The organism is Vibrio sp. Isolate30 (genome assembly GCF_022397975.1).
Taxonomy (GTDB): Bacteria; Pseudomonadota; Gammaproteobacteria; order Enterobacterales; family Vibrionaceae; genus Vibrio; species Vibrio fortis.
Map to the genome: position 1 here is coordinate 708093 of NZ_JAKEUS010000002.1, position 14888 is coordinate 722980.

The following is a 14888-nucleotide window of genomic DNA, read 5'->3' on the forward strand; positions in this document are numbered from 1 at the left end:
TCCTCATACCCCAAGTTGGATATGATTGGCTGATCATTTGCTACACTGTCACGCACCAACAAGCCACATATGCAACACCTTACATTAAAAACCTCAACTTAAAAGTGGATAAAAATCAAACAAATAAAAGGGATACAAATCTATTTAAGTAAAGCACACATTCAATGATTTTCTCAATAATTTACAAAGTTATGGTTACATTCACAGTATTGATGTTTTTATTTGTTTACATAGCAAATGGTTTTATAAATTAGATTGAATATCCTTTGACTTGGTAAGCCCTTCATACCTATGACCATCAAATACCAGAGTTTTACCAAAATCACGCTACATTTTATTATCTCGTTCTGTTGTTCCATGGCGCTGTTGTTGCCCATTACGCCATTTCACTACAACAAAGAAGTCGAAAAGTCAGCTCAAATCGTTGAACAGACATTCGATCAAATTAAATCGAAGTTCGAGCATTTTTTGACACCAGAAAATGTGAGTCGACCATGTACCGCTATTATTAGAGAGTTACGTCAAGCTGTATTTAATACAGATTGGATAAAAGAAGCCGCAATATTTGATGGTCAAGATCGCTTCTACTGTTCAACAACGGATGGAGGTGTCTCTTTCCCTTTGTTCCAAACCATCAGCAACCGCATGGAGCAAGATCCCAATAACACCACACTCTCTTATACAAGTTCTGCGATCAGTCAGTCTAAAGCCTTAATGCTTATTTTTCGCGACCACAGAACAAAAGAGGGAGTGAGTTTAATGATACCTCCCCACTACATCTCGGATATGGTTCAAGAGCATCTGGCTCAATTTGGTCTCGACTCTAAGGTTGAAATCATCCACCGCGATATTTCAAACTCAGATGCCGTCACTTTTCTAAAAACCATTAAAATTGAATCAGAAACCTACCCACTCACGGTTATCTCGTATGTCGGTTATGGTTACTACTTAAATTTCCTACTCAAGTATTCATGGTTTGGTTTTCTTTGTGCAGGTATCGCCACAATCACGTTTGTGCAAATCAAATATAAAAGGCAGGAACGCCGAGGTTTAGAGTCTTCTTTAACTAACGCACTAAAGAACAAACACTTGCAGGTACACTTGCAACCCATAGTGAACCATCACACTTCCAAGATCGTGGGTTGTGAATCTCTATTACGGTGGAACGATCCTGTTGAAGGTAGTGTCTCTCCTGCGATATTCATTCCGCTCGCCGAGAGCTTAGGCTTGATCGAAGATCTTACGTATTACGTGTTACAAGATGTCCTAAGAACATTAAAGAGTAATGTCGAACTGTTTGAGGCTCGCTACATCAGCGTCAATATCAGCCGAAACGTTGTTTCTAACCCAAACTTTGCTAACAAAGTCATCAGCATCTACAAGAGAGAGCCGGAGTTACTGCGAAAAGTCGTATTTGAGGTGACAGAAGATGGCGAGTGCTTAGAAGAAGACATGCGTAAAATTAAGGCAAATCTGACTAAATTGTCTGAGCTAGGTGTAAAAATTGCGATTGATGACTTCGGGACGGGTTATTCTGGCCTCGACTTCGTTCGTCAATTTCCGTTCAGCATCTTAAAAATCGACCGCGTTTTTGTTAAAAACATCTCTGACGAGTCGAGCTTAGGAGTACCGCTTCTAGAGTCTATGCTGCAACTTTCTGACAGCCTCGATATGGAAGTCATTGTTGAGGGTGTGGAAAACGAGTCTCAGCTCAATACTCTATCCAAATTAGGCGTTACCTATATCCAAGGTTTCTACTTCTACCGCCCTATGCCGACAAATCTCGCGCTCGCGATGATTAGACAGCAAGACCTCGTTAAATACAGTGGTGTAAAACTCATTCCATCGCAACTTTAACGCTAACCTCGCGCTATCTATACAATTCGTTTTACCTATGCTGCCCAATATAGGCTGCCTTCCTTTCAGACCAACAACGGAAGGCAGCACAAAAAGATGCTCAAGTTCTAGAGTAATTCAGGCTAACGCACCACAAACACTGAACAATGCGCATGACGCACGACCTTCGCGGCATTTGAACCCAAAAGATATGAGCGAAACTTCGGTTTGGCTGATGCCATCACGATCGCGTCAGCATTCGACTGTTTTGCTTGTATCACTACTTCGTCAAAAACAATCCCATTACGTATGATGCTTTTGCCACGATGCTGTCTTGGGACCAGTTCCTCTAACATGGTTTGTACACTATCAAACACACTTAAGTGCTTATCAGAAAAAGCTGTGCCCGTTACTGTCGGTACCATGCTGTGATGCACTCTTGCATCGTCCACATAAAGCATATCGATCACCCCATTATCAGCGATCAGCTTGAGTGCCATTTCAACTTCTCTTTTGACAACGTCGGGATAAGCAAGGTCGATAGGCATTAAGATTTTATTAAGACTCATATCAATTGGCTCCCATAACCTTATTAGGTAACCACATCACCATTTCTGGAAACAACATACAGGCGATTAAGACGCACAATTTCAGCAAAATGAACGGCAAAATTGAGCGATAAATGTCCATCATACTCACGCCAGGCGGTGCTATGCCTTTTAGATAAAACAGAGCAAAACCATAAGGAGGAGTTTGCACCGCTATCTCGATATTTAGGATCATCAAAATACCAAACCAAATAGGGTCGTACCCTAGTGATACAACTATTGGCGTGAACAGTGGCGCGCACATCAAAACAATGATCAGTTCGTCGATGATAAAACCGAGTAGCAGCATGATCACTTGCAACAAAATAATCACGCCCAGTGGAGGCAAACCAAGATCTTGTGTAATTTGTGCAACCATGTTTTGCACCCCACTCAACATGTGGAAGTTGCTAAACAGAGAGGCGCCTAAAATGATCCACATCGATACACTGACCAGCATCGCTGTTTCAAAACCGGACGACTTAAACATTTCGAAGCGAAAGCGTTTAAAAACGACAGCCAGAAGAATTGCACCAACAACACCGATAGCCCCAGACTCTGTCGGCGTCGCTATACCGGTAATGATGCTTCCCAACACAGCCACTATCAGTAGTAGTGAGAACATACCATCACGGGCTGTTCTTACCTTCTCTTTGCCTGACATCGAACTTTCTGCACCGGTGCCTAAAGGCGCTTTCTTTGGGTTCAACTTACAGCTAATAACGACATAAGCAATCAACAGTGTTATTGAGATCAAGGCAGGAATAATGGCTGCTAAGAACATACGACCGACAGAGTTTTGGGTCGTGGCTGCATACATGATCATCGGGATACTTGGCGGGATTAAAATACCCAAACCGCCACCCGCCATGATCACTCCCAAGGCAAGGCGTTTATCGTAACCACGTTCTAACATCGGCTTAAGAGCGATGCTACCTGATGTCATGATCCCTGCACCAATGATACCGACCATGGCACCAATCATTGAACAGACACCAATTACGCTAATCGCCAGCGAACCCCGAATGCGTCCTATCACCATCTGGCTCGCATTAAACATTGCATCGCCGATGCCAGAACGCGTTAAGAGTTGCCCCATATAGATATAAAGCGGAATGGCCAACAAAATGAAGCTGAAGAAGTTACTTTCAATAGTGGTTGGCACCAAATTAAAGATACCTTCTCCCCACGTTAGATAGCCCATTCCCATAGCAATACCACCAAGCGCTAAACCAACCGGTGCGCCCAATGCAAAACTGAATAAAATACAGCCGATGAGCAGCAGCGTTAATACTTCTATACTCATGCATCCCCCGCTTGTTCAATCAACTCTTGAGGTTGTTCACTGCTTTCCACTTCTCGCTCAATCAGATCTCTTCCGGTTGCAACAAAGTACATGTCTTGAACCATGTCACTGGTAAATTGAGCAATAAACACCGCGCTTGCACCTATCATCAACACCCAAAAGTGTGCCATTGACGGCGCCCATTCAGATTGACGTCGATAATTGAACTCCACGGCTTCTTCGAACTTGCCAAACGCCATCATCATCACGACACAAAGAAAGAAGATTGCCAGCGAATAAGAAAACAGATTGAACAGTGATCGAACTCTTGTGGAGACAGAAAGATAGAGAACATCCACATTGATATGGGCTTTATTTTGTTGAGCTAATGCGCCACCAAGCGCAGCGATATAGCCAAACAAAAACAGTGATACGTCGTATGCCCAAATTGTGGGCTCACCCAGTACATATCGAGAAAACACCTCAAAGGCGACGGTTGCAGCGAGCATTGGCATCAAGACCGACGCCGACACTCCAACCCAATACACAACGCGATTTATGCCCAAACAATAAGCAGCTAACACCTTAGTAAACATAACCTTCATCCCTGGCAGCAATAGGAAAAGGGGGCAAGCCCCCTAGATTGGCCATTTCACTGATCATTCGACATCTACCCTATGATTTTAAATCAGTGAGAAGCCAAATTTTTATTCGTTGTTTTGTACAATTTTGATCAAGCGTTGACTGTATTTATCAGCGTCAGCATATTCGCTCCATAGAGAACCTGCAGCACCGTTCCATTTAGCAATGTCTTCAACACTTGGTTCTGGGCTCCACTTCATCCCTTTCGACTCCATGTCAGCAATCGCTTGAGACTCCCACAAGCGCGATTTCGTCATCTGCTCACGAGCGTGAACCGAGCTCGCCGCTCGAACAATGGCTTGAAGATCTTCAGGTAATTTATTCCATGCGCTTTTGTTAACAACAATTGGCAGTGCTTGAGCGCCCGCAATTGGTAAACGGTACATGTACTTAGCAACTTCAACGTGATTACCGTCGCGGTGGTCAATTAGGTTGCTACCGATCGAGCCGTCAATAACACCAGTAGCAAGGCTGGTATAGATTTCGCTCCAAGATAGTGAAGCTGGAGAAGCACCTAGATTGCGTAGGAATTTGCCGTATGCGCCTGGTGCACGGATCTTAAGGCCTTTAAAGTCTTCAACAGAGTTAATCGGCTCTTTGGTCAATACATAAACTGGCAGTTGGATATAAGGTTCCAGCCATACCAAATTCTGTTTGTCGTAAGCTTCTTCAAGTACTTCACCCCAACCTTTCTCGTGGAATAGCGCACTCAGCTCACCGACATCATGAGTCATACCTGGCAAACCCACTTCAACAACGCCTGCAGGGAACTCTCCCGCATGCATCGGTTGGAAAGGTGCGCCCATGGTCATCAAACCAGATTTAACTGAACCCAGCACGCCCGTCTGACCGACGCCTTCTCCGGCATACATCACTTGAACGGCAATACGCCCGTTAGACATGGTTTCAATGTTTTCTGCAAAGCTCTTATACACTTCACCATAAGCGGTACCGCGAGAGTATAGATTCACAAATCTCCAGTTATGTTCCGCCGCAAATGCCTGAGACGCGGTAAAAAAAGTGCTAGAAATTGCCAATGCATATCCAGCAACAAGTTTCGTTACACTTCGTTTGCGTAGTTTGCCTAGGGTTTTAAACATGAATAATCTCCTTGATGTAATCTCGCTGTTCTAGTTACTCCAAAACAGTGCTAAGTGACGCTTCATTTCCTGGTTGTCACCTTGTGAACAATGATTACAATTCGTTTACATTTGTTAAATTCATATTTATCCACCTAAAGTTTTATAAATCTCAAACCTTTGCAGTTTTAATAACTGACTATGCAAAAACACTTAGCAAGCATTCCGATAATTTCTGAGATTGAGAACGAAAAAAGCAGCACATTAAGTGCTGCTCTATGCGAAGTATCCAAATCAATTTCTCGATACTGCAATAAGATAAAAGGCACGTTTTAAACAAGATAGTCTGATGTAACTATCTGACTCTTAAATACCTTGGCATAAATATTTGATCTCCAAATAATCATCAATCCCATACTTTGAGCCTTCACGACCACTCCCCGACTCCTTAACACCACCAAACGGAGCCACTTCTGTTGAAATAATTCCCTCATTGGTGCCTATAATTCCGTACTCAAGGGCTTCGCTAACGCGCCATACTCGGCTCTGGTTTTGTGTATAAAAGTACGCAGCGAGACCATAAGGTGTGTCATTAGCTCGTTGGACAACGTCATCTTCGTCTTGGAAGCGGAAAATTGTCGACACAGGACCAAATAACTCCTGGTGCGCAATCTCCATCTCTTCAGTCACGTTAGTTAAGATTGTCGGTTTATAGAACTGCTTGCCCACCTCAGAGACTCCCCCACCTAAGACAAGCGTTGCCCCTTGTTCAATCGCTCTTTCGACTAAACCATGCACCTTATCAATGGCCTTTTGATTAATTAGAGGTCCGATATCTGTACTACTCACGAGGCCATCTCCAATCGCTAACCCACGCACGGCTTGTACATAGAGCTCAACAAATTGGTCATAAACCGATTCATGAATATACAAGCGATTGGTACATACACAGGTTTGGCCTGCGTTTCGATATTTTGATATCAACGCGCCTTGGACGGCTTTCTCGATGTCTGCGTCTTCAAAAACAATAAACGGCGCATTGCCACCCAGCTCAAGGGAGACTTTTTTCACCGTATCCGCCGCTTGACGAAGTATATGTTTGCCAACCGGAGTTGAGCCAGTAAACGAGATTTTGCGAACCAGTGGATGCTGGCAAAGCACCTCTCCCACGCTTGCGGGCTCCGATGTTGTTACTATGTTCAGTACTCCCTTGGGGATACCGGCCTGCTCTGCAAGTTTTGCCATTGCAAGCGTGCATAATGGCGTATCTTCTCCCGGCTTAACCACCACGGTACAACCTGCGGCCAATGCTGGTCCTACTTTGCGAGCGATCATCGCGATAGGAAAATTCCAAGGCGTTACTGCTGTCACGACACCTATCGGTTGTTTGATTGTCAGATAGCGAGTGTTGGGGTTAGCAGATGGAATAATGTCACCATAGACACGTTTTGCTTCCTCTCCAAACCACTCGAGAAATGAAGCACCGTACATCACTTCGCCGTATGCCTCTTTATAAGGTTTACCTTGCTCTGAAGTCAGTAATTTTGCTAATGAATCAGCGTTCTCAACAATCAAATCAAACCACTTTCTCAATAAGCCCGCTCGATGCTTTGCGGTTGTTTTTTTCCAATCCATAAACGCATCATGGGCGGCCAACACGGCTGTTGTCGCTTCTTGTTGTCCCATATCTGGCACATGCGTTATTACGTCTCCCGTCGCTGGGTTTACAACCTCAAACTGTTTACCGCTGATCGACTCCACCCATTCGCCGTTAATCAGGCATTGAGATACCATTAAATCTAATTGCTTCATCACTTCGCCCCCTTATTTTATAAATCCCTGCAACTTCAAAGATTCTTGAATTTATTTCACGCATAATCACTCACTTACATAACAAAATAATAACAAACACTTAATCGGGATAAATGTTCCCCTTTAAACATGAAGTTTTATGAGCCTAAAACAATGACAAAGAATCCTTCGCCTGTCGGTCAAATTGGTGACTACGAAATAAAGCAGTTGAAAATATTTAAGGTTGTCGCTGACTGCGGTGGCTTTTCTGCTGCAGAAACGGAACTCAACATCAGTCGTTCAACGATCAGTATCCATATCTCTAACCTAGAATCTCGACTCAACCTCATTCTGTGTAGACGTGGCCGCGCAGGCTTCGCATTAACGGAAGAAGGCGTTGTTGTCTATGAAGCGACGGTTAAGTTATTGGGAGAACTGGAAGACTTTCGAAATACAATCAACCATTTAGATATTCAATTATCTGGAAGTTTGACTGTGCTGTTTAGCGATACGATCAGCTTGGATAAACGCGCTAGTATTCCCACCGTGATTCGTAAGTTCTCTAAATTGGCACAAGAGGTCTACCTAACGGCTGAAGTAGCCAGAATGACCGAGATTGAAAGGATGGTAATGCAAGAAGAAGCAGATATCGGCTTCATCCCTTATCACAGAGCACTTGATGGACTTGAATATGAGCATATCTATACGGACATCTGTTACCTCTATGCCAGCAACAATAACCCACTCGCACAACTTGATGATCATGAACTGACCGACGAGGTTATTGACGGGTTTCCTGTGGTCTATGCCGGAATTAAAACTCAGGAGCGCATTAACGGGCACTTAGCCAATATGAATTTAAAAGCTACAGCCTATAACTATGAGTCTAGAATGGCGCTGCTACTCTCTTCTCGCTTTATTGGTTACTTACCTGAGCACTATGCGCAGCCTTATGTCGAGTCTGGTGAGCTTGTCGCTATCGCACCCGACCGCCGCTACTATCATTTAGAGATCATGGCGATCACCAAGAAGACCTCTGGGATTAATAAAGTACGAGCGCTGTTCACTAAAACCATGCGCGACTACTATCGTAAGCAGGCTACTGAGTTAGCTCTGTAATAAGAAATGAAAATGCCTGAGCATTGCTGCACAGGCATTTTTATTGATACGAACATGACGAGTTTCACTCTTAGTTCTACTTAAGCCACTTCTGACACTGTTTTATTATCTTGTTGTGCGCACGAGTCTGTACTTATCTCAATGTTTTGTTTTTCAACAATCTTATCGCAGATATAACCGCCAATCGGTATTGCAGATGTTGCTGCAGGAGACGGTGCATTACACACATGCAGGCTTCGCTCGCTTTCAGCAAACAAAAAATCATGCACTAATGTGCCGTCTTTAAGTACCGCTTGAGCGCGAATACCCGCAGGATATGGTTCCAGATCTTCCACCTTTATCTGAGGGCAATATTTGTTCACCAGTTTCAAATACCCAGGCTTCCACCACGAGTTCTTAGTCTCAATCAACCCCGTCTTTAAGTGTTTTGCAGTCACTTTCCAAAACCCAGGGAAACCAACCATATCCAAAACGTCGCGAACGCTAAAATTGATTTTTCCGTACCCTTCTCGTTTCCAGCCTTGAACTGCGTTTGGACCTACCGTCACCGAGCCATCAATCATTCGAGTCAGATGCACGCCCAAGAACGGTAAATCCGGATCTGGAATTGGGTATATCAGGTGATTCACAATATCGTTGTACTTTTCTGGTAATCGATAGTATTCACCGCGATAAGGAACGATCTGGAAATCGGTTTCAATGCCCATCATACGTGTTAGACGATCCGCCATAAGACCTGAACAAACCACCAAAAAGTTACCAGCATAAGATATCGCTTGTTGATTGATGTTCGCTGCTACGAGGATGCGTTCTGGCGATTCATTCAACCCAGTCACTTCGGTATTTAATGACACCGTGCCACCAGCCGACACAAACTCTTCGGCCATTTTCTCTGTCACAAGGCGATAATTAACAATACTAGTCGTAGATACTGCTATCGCGCCCAAGCCGACAATGTTCGGTTCACGGCGCTTTAATTCCTGCTCATCGATCAGTTCAACGTCTAAACCGTTTTCATGACAACGCAAATACAACGCATGCATACGTTCGACTTCTTGCTGAGAGGTTGCAACCAGCAATTTGCCGAAATTTTCAACAGGGATATCATGCTTCTCACAAAATGTTGTCGTCGCTTCCACACCAGCTTTGCAGAACTCGGCCTTCAAGCTACCCGGCGCGTAATAAACGCCAGCATGAATGACGCCGCTGTTATGGCCTGTTTGGTGGTGTGAAAAACCCGATTCTTTCTCGATTAACAGAATCGATTTATCTGGGAAACGGCTTTGTAACTGCCAAGCGGTCGATACTCCGACGATGCCACCGCCGACTACGATGTAGTCATACACTTTTTCCAAAGTTGGTGCTCCTTCACTCTCTTCGTTTTATCTACTTTCTCTGTTTTTATTATAGTTAAGCGACTTAAAACTTTACTGTCGTTCAAGTCGCTTATTGGCCATCATTAATGAAAATCAGCGAGTAAAGTGCCCGCGCTGACGCAGTAACTCGCGCTTAAGACCCGGGTCTGCAACAAATTTATCTCGGCCATGCAGCCAACAATGATTTTGCACTACCAGCATGCTACCGACGTTTACACGGACATTAAAACAGTTAGTATCACTTTCTAGAGATTCACTCATCTGGTGAAGATAAAGGCCTTGCTGCATGTTTTGAGGTTGAGCAAATTGGTCGATAAATAGCATATGAGGCTTGCCATTTTTGTCCTCTTCAAAGAACACTGGATGCTCTACCGTGTAGCCAACATTCTTGCTCGGCGGTGCGCCCCAAACAATGTCTTGCTTCGCCATAGGGTGATGATAAAAACGCTCCAAGTCATCCCAATCATCAACATGCAATAATAAGGAGTCGCCCATTTGCATGTTCTTTTCATCCATCTTCATCATCAACACGAAATCGGTTCGCTCTTGAACGTAAGTCCCATCATTATGAAGCTCCATACGTCGATGTGCTTGGCGCAAATAGCTGTCACTATTGTCATCATTCTTCACAGTGAAACGCGCGTAGTACTTCCCATACATGGCATCAAAGTTAGGAATGCCGATCAAATGGGAAATCGCTGTCGACAGAATCACAAAGAAATCTCGTTGTTCGTCACTGTCGTCAAAGGCCGCTTTCGCTTCCGCGTCGGGTTCTAACAGAAAAGCGCCCGTTTCTCTGTCTTCCATTGTCGCCACAAGAAATTTACCTAGCTGATAGTCACACGCATTATCAAGAGCGTCGGCCACAGCAAAACGAAGAAAGGGTTTATATTCAAGAGATTGAAGATTGTACTCTTGGGTGAGGTCAGAAAACTTATCCAGCGTTGATTTCGCCAGTGTCACTACTTGTAGACGTGGGTTTTCTGGATGTTGCGAGATGATAAATCCACTTTTCTCTTGTACGTTTTCACTAAAAACCGTCGCGATATTCATTGTTTCACTTCCTTTTGACTGAGCCGCTGGGCGACTTTTTCATTATGTTTTGTTGTTTAATGTTTGAATTGCTGGCCGATGTTGAGCGTCAAATATCAGCCACGCCCTGAGTTAACAAAACTATAACGACAGCGAGATCATATTAACAATATATGGTAGATATAGTTTTCATATATAAAATAGATGGCAATGAAATGGATTTGAAACGTCTCTACTATTTCAGCCAATTGGCGAAGACAGGAAATTTCACCAAAGCCGCTGATCAACTTGGGATCGCGCAGTCAGCGCTGAGTACCAGTATTAAGAAACTTGAACAGCAACTGGAGCTCAAACTCATTAACCGAACCGAGCGACAAATGAGCCTGACCGCAGAAGGGCAAGTGCTACTTCGTCACACCAAAATTATCTTGGAGGACGTTGAACAAGCAGAAAAAGAGCTGCAAGAATTGAAAGGGCTCGCTAGTGGAGTGATTAATTTTGGTGCTCCTGCCATGCTGGCTTCTTACTACCTGCCTGACGCACTGGAACAGTTTAAAAAGGCTTATCCAGGAATTCAGATTAATGTACACGAAGCCGGAACAGCGACATTGGCGCAGATGCTGGTTAATGGTGAACTGGACTTGGCGCTGATAAGAGGCGATCGAGAACACGAACAGATTCGTCATACGCTTCTCGCACAAGACCAAATTACCGCCCTCGTGCAAAACAGTCACGAGTTTGCATCAAGAGACAGCATTACTTTGGAAGAGTTTTGTCTTCAGCCATTAGTATTATTCAAAAATGGCTATTTCCTGCGTGAAACAATCAACAGCTACTGTCAGCAAAATAAGGTTCAACCTAATATTCACTTTGAAACCAACCTACCAGAGCTACTCAAATCCATGGTGCGAAGGGATATAGGAATTGGCACCTGCTTACCTATTTTGGTCGCCAACGATCCGCAACTCAAAGCCGTCCCCTTTGATCCCCCTATCCCTTTACAACTTGGAATAGGTTGGAAGTCGAGCCATTATCTTTCGACTGCCGCCAAGGCATTCGTTAGTTTCTTGCAAGGAACATTGCGCGACCAAGAACACGACTAAAGTTTGATGACGGTAAAACTTTATATTTATTCAGGATGATTTTATCGCCCCAAAACCGTGGATAACATTCTCGTTACATTTTCAAACACAGAGCATGTCGACCATGGAAAAAAAAGTAAACTACGACGCATTCTGGATGCCGTTCACTTCAAATCGCGACTTTAAAGCTAATCCTCGTATCATTAATCGTGCTGAAGGCATGTATTGCTATTCAGATAGAAACGTTAAACTGCTCGACGCGACAGCGGGTCTTTGGTGCGTGAATGCAGGCCACGGTCGTAACTCGATAGGCGAAGCGATGGCAAAACAGGTCGCGGAGCTAGACTACAGCTCACCGTTCAACTTCGGGCATGACATTGGTTTTGAGTTCGCAGAGCGTCTTATCAAACACACACCACCAGGTTTGAATAAAGTATTCTTCACCAATTCAGGCTCTGAAGCCGTTGAAAGTGCCCTCAAAATTGCCTTGGCCTATCAACAAGCTAAGGGCAACACCGGTAGATACAAACTGATTGGGCGCGAACTCGGCTACCACGGGGTTAACTTTGGTGGTATTTCTGTGGGTGGATTAACACCTAATCGTAAGGGTTTCGGACCATTGCTCTCGACTGACCACCTCGACCATACTCTTGATATCGAGCGCAATGCGTTTAGCCGAGGTATACCAGAAAATGGCGTTGAAAAAGCCGAGCAACTTGAGCGTCTAATACAGTTTCATGGTGCCGACTCCATTGCTGCGGTTATTGTCGAACCTATATCTGGAGCTGGTGGCGTGATTCTTCCACCGAAAGGCTACTTACGCCGACTACGCGAGATTTGTACGCGTCATGATGTAGTCTTGATTTTTGATGAGGTGATTACAGGCTGGGGCCGTTTAGGTTCTTCATTTGCAGCCGAGGAGTTTGACGTAGTCCCTGATCTCATCACTTCTGCAAAAGGAATCAGTAGTGGCGTTGTCCCATTAGGCGCGGTTTTCTCGAGTGAGCACATCTACAATACTGTGGTAAATAGTGCTCCAGAAGGCACCGTCGAATTTTTCCACGGTTACACCTACTCCGGGCACCCTGTCGCGTGTGCAGCTGGGCTAGCGACTCTCGATATCTATGAAAAAGAAGGATTGCTTACCCGAGCAAAAGGAGAGATCGGACAGTATTTCGAGCAAGGGCTTCACTCACTCAAAGGTACGGGAAACATTGTCGATATCCGAAACTATGGTTTAATTGGTGCAGTACAGTTCGCAGATGCATCTCATGGCAAACCGATTGGCTTCGATATTCTTAAGCGCTGTTATGACAAAGGCGTTATGGTTCGCAGTATGGGCAACACTATCGCCCTCTCCCCTCCGCTTATCATTGAAAAAGAGCACATTGATGTCATTGTTGACACCTTGTCGGATGTGGCGAAAGAGTTTGCTTAGGATTGATTTTCAGACACAAAAAAGCCCGCATAACTGCGCAACGTAGTTCACTTAAGCGGAGCTGCTTTGCGATTAACCGGATAGCGAGTCTTTGATATTTTTACCGCCCTAGGCCGATTAGGCTTAGGGCGTTTGTCTATAAAAAGGACTGATAAGTCTCCCCTGAGACTTTTTAAACGTTTAGNGCGCAACGTAGTTCACTTAAGCGGAGCTGCTTTGCGATTAACCGGATAGCGAGTCTTTGATATTTTTACCGCCCTAGGCCGATTAGGCTTAGGGCGTTTGTCTATAAAAAGGACTGATAAGTCTCCCCTGAGACTTTTTAAACGTTTAGGTGTATTGCCTGGCGATATCGCTTTACTCATCACTTTCAATTGACTTGCTATGAACTGACAAGCGTATTTAAAGCTAATTTCATTCGGCATTCTTCCATGCTCCACCGCGGCCTGACTCGCTTCACGTCTTACTAAGTTATAACCAAGTAATAGTCCCCAGAGCTCTTGATAAACAAGTCCTACCGTTTTACTTCGTAATACTAAGGCATTGTGTTGCATTGAGCTTTTGATATCACGATAACCCAACTCGATTTCCCAACGTTCGTGGTAGAGTTCGGCTACTGCCTTCGCATCGTAGTTTTCTCTAGGAAGGGAGGTAAAAACGGTTTTTTGCTTACCTTGTACTTCGTAAGTCACCGCTCTGACTTGCCATTTCTCAGGTAAGCTAGAGTTCTTTTTGCGTGCTTGCGCTGAGACTTTCATTTCAACGAGCATGTCATTACTTTCTTCTTCATCTAGAAGGGTATACTTAAGCCCCTTCCTAGCCGGTATCAGCCAATGCCTATTAGTACCACTATTTTGAAGAGAGAGAAGTAAGTCTGCACCGTAAAACCCTTTATCTAGTAACGTTACCGAGTTATCTGGCAAAGAGTCGATGAAGGGCATAGCAAGCGGGATTTCACCTCGCCGATAGGGACTTATAGCAGCGTCAACGATGACATGAGAGCGGACGTTCATCATAGTCACAACTCTTAGCATCGGATGTGGTGTCTGTCTGTTGCTTGAAGTATTACCCGAGCCAAAGTGTTCTCTAAGTTCTGGAGTATCCGCTGTTCGAAAAAGAGCGCCATCTACAGCAAAAACTTGTAGTCCTTGCCACGTATCATCACGATATCGTTCAAGACCCCACGTCCGTCCACATTGTTTAAACAGCCACTCTGGTGCAGCACTGCCCAAACGCTGCCTTGCTTGGGTTAAAGCACTTTTTGCTAACAACTCTTCATCAGCTAAGCCGTCCGCACAGACATTCATTCTTCGTGCGACTTCGGCAATGGGTTCATTACGGAAGAAAGCCATGCCGACAATTAACCACAAGACCATGTCACTTGGTAATCGACGGCGGCGAATAGTCGCTTTATCGGAGAGAGTGGCAGCCTTAGCAACCCACTCATCTGGAATGTGTTCAGAGAAAGTGGTGAGTTGAGCAACATCAACAGCGCATTCTTCGAGAAAATCAGTAAAACAGTTTTGAATAGACATAAAAAATCGGAAACCTAGAAATAGGTTTCCGATTGTCTCTCATCAGAAGGATCGGTCAACCGATCCTTATCTGATCTACATTGCGC

12 protein-coding genes are annotated in these 14888 nt (G+C 44.4%); 4 read left to right on the forward strand and 8 right to left on the reverse strand.

Features of this window, described 5'->3' with window-relative positions:
* Window positions 1-291: 291 nt before the first annotated feature.
* Window positions 292-1857: an EAL domain-containing protein gene (locus L1D60_RS10130; RefSeq protein ID WP_239840968.1), complete on the forward strand. Its 1566-nt coding sequence runs from the start codon at window positions 292-294 to the stop codon at window positions 1855-1857.
* 122 nt (window positions 1858-1979) lie between these two features.
* On the opposite strand, the gene L1D60_RS10135 is transcribed toward L1D60_RS10130, so the two are convergent.
* The 5 genes from L1D60_RS10135 to L1D60_RS10155 form a co-directional block, all read right to left on the reverse strand.
* On the reverse strand, window positions 1980-2405 hold the full coding sequence (locus L1D60_RS10135; protein ID WP_239840969.1) for a universal stress protein: 426 nt from the start codon (window positions 2403-2405) through the stop codon (window positions 1980-1982).
* Window position 2406: 1 nt separating this feature from the next.
* Window positions 2407-3729, reverse strand: a complete 1323-nt coding sequence (locus L1D60_RS10140; RefSeq protein WP_239840970.1) for a TRAP transporter large permease subunit — start codon at window positions 3727-3729, stop codon at window positions 2407-2409.
* Window positions 3726-4304 carry a TRAP transporter small permease gene (locus tag L1D60_RS10145; protein ID WP_239840971.1) on the reverse strand — a complete coding sequence of 193 codons (579 nt, stop codon included), beginning with the start codon at window positions 4302-4304 and terminating at the stop codon, window positions 3726-3728. The genes L1D60_RS10140 and L1D60_RS10145 overlap by 4 nt, the downstream gene beginning before the upstream one ends.
* Window positions 4305-4415: 111 nt before the next feature.
* Complete coding sequence (locus L1D60_RS10150; RefSeq protein ID WP_239840972.1) at window positions 4416-5450, reverse strand: TRAP transporter substrate-binding protein; 1035 nt, start codon at window positions 5448-5450, stop codon at window positions 4416-4418.
* Window positions 5451-5795: 345 nt separating this feature from the next.
* Window positions 5796-7241 (reverse strand): NAD-dependent succinate-semialdehyde dehydrogenase, encoded by a 1446-nt coding sequence (locus L1D60_RS10155; protein WP_239840973.1) that lies wholly within the window; start codon window positions 7239-7241, stop codon window positions 5796-5798.
* A gap of 153 nt (window positions 7242-7394) precedes the next feature.
* Between L1D60_RS10155 and L1D60_RS10160 the strand changes: the two genes are divergently transcribed.
* The gene (locus L1D60_RS10160; RefSeq protein ID WP_239840974.1) at window positions 7395-8339 is read left to right on the forward strand and encodes a LysR family transcriptional regulator; all 945 of its coding nucleotides are present in this window, start codon (window positions 7395-7397) and stop codon (window positions 8337-8339) included.
* 80 nt (window positions 8340-8419) lie between these two features.
* Here L1D60_RS10160 and lhgO read toward each other — a convergent pair whose 3' ends face one another.
* Both lhgO and glaH read right to left on the reverse strand, forming a co-directional pair.
* The gene (gene lhgO / locus L1D60_RS10165) at window positions 8420-9694 is read right to left on the reverse strand and encodes an L-2-hydroxyglutarate oxidase (protein ID WP_239840975.1); all 1275 of its coding nucleotides are present in this window, start codon (window positions 9692-9694) and stop codon (window positions 8420-8422) included.
* A 114-nt stretch (window positions 9695-9808) separates the two neighbouring features.
* The gene (gene glaH / locus L1D60_RS10170) at window positions 9809-10768 is read right to left on the reverse strand and encodes a glutarate dioxygenase GlaH (protein ID WP_239840976.1); all 960 of its coding nucleotides are present in this window, start codon (window positions 10766-10768) and stop codon (window positions 9809-9811) included.
* A gap of 194 nt (window positions 10769-10962) precedes the next feature.
* On the opposite strand from glaH, the gene L1D60_RS10175 reads away from it, so the two are divergent.
* Together L1D60_RS10175 and L1D60_RS10180 are read left to right on the forward strand one after the other, a co-directional pair.
* Window positions 10963-11850, forward strand: coding sequence for a LysR family transcriptional regulator (locus tag L1D60_RS10175; protein ID WP_239840977.1), 888 nt, complete (start codon window positions 10963-10965; stop codon window positions 11848-11850).
* A 103-nt stretch (window positions 11851-11953) separates the two neighbouring features.
* Window positions 11954-13267 carry an aspartate aminotransferase family protein gene (locus L1D60_RS10180; RefSeq protein ID WP_239840978.1) on the forward strand — a complete coding sequence of 438 codons (1314 nt, stop codon included), beginning with the start codon at window positions 11954-11956 and terminating at the stop codon, window positions 13265-13267.
* A 197-nt stretch (window positions 13268-13464) separates the two neighbouring features.
* Here L1D60_RS10180 and L1D60_RS10185 read toward each other — a convergent pair whose 3' ends face one another.
* The gene (locus L1D60_RS10185) at window positions 13465-14802 is read right to left on the reverse strand and encodes an IS4 family transposase (RefSeq protein WP_239840979.1); all 1338 of its coding nucleotides are present in this window, start codon (window positions 14800-14802) and stop codon (window positions 13465-13467) included.
* Between the last annotated feature and the right edge of the window lie 86 nt (window positions 14803-14888).

What these genes read in the sequence shown, in the direction of transcription:
- L1D60_RS10140 (WP_239840970.1), bottom strand. Translation starts at nt 3,729, where the DNA reads ATGAGTATAGAAGTATTAACGCTGCTGCTCATCGGCTGTATTTTATTC.
- L1D60_RS10150 (WP_239840972.1), bottom strand. Translation starts at nt 5,450, where the DNA reads ATGTTTAAAACCCTAGGCAAACTACGCAAACGAAGTGTAACGAAACTT.
- L1D60_RS10135 (WP_239840969.1), bottom strand. Translation starts at nt 2,405, where the DNA reads ATGAGTCTTAATAAAATCTTAATGCCTATCGACCTTGCTTATCCCGAC.
- L1D60_RS10175 (WP_239840977.1), top strand. Translation starts at nt 10,963, where the DNA reads ATGGATTTGAAACGTCTCTACTATTTCAGCCAATTGGCGAAGACAGGA.
- L1D60_RS10180 (WP_239840978.1), top strand. Translation starts at nt 11,954, where the DNA reads ATGGAAAAAAAAGTAAACTACGACGCATTCTGGATGCCGTTCACTTCA.
- L1D60_RS10145 (WP_239840971.1), bottom strand. Translation starts at nt 4,304, where the DNA reads ATGTTTACTAAGGTGTTAGCTGCTTATTGTTTGGGCATAAATCGCGTT.
- L1D60_RS10155 (WP_239840973.1), bottom strand. Translation starts at nt 7,241, where the DNA reads ATGAAGCAATTAGATTTAATGGTATCTCAATGCCTGATTAACGGCGAA.
- glaH (WP_239840976.1), bottom strand. Translation starts at nt 10,768, where the DNA reads ATGAATATCGCGACGGTTTTTAGTGAAAACGTACAAGAGAAAAGTGGA.
- L1D60_RS10130 (WP_239840968.1), top strand. Translation starts at nt 292, where the DNA reads ATGACCATCAAATACCAGAGTTTTACCAAAATCACGCTACATTTTATT.
- L1D60_RS10185 (WP_239840979.1), bottom strand. Translation starts at nt 14,802, where the DNA reads ATGTCTATTCAAAACTGTTTTACTGATTTTCTCGAAGAATGCGCTGTT.
- L1D60_RS10160 (WP_239840974.1), top strand. Translation starts at nt 7,395, where the DNA reads ATGACAAAGAATCCTTCGCCTGTCGGTCAAATTGGTGACTACGAAATA.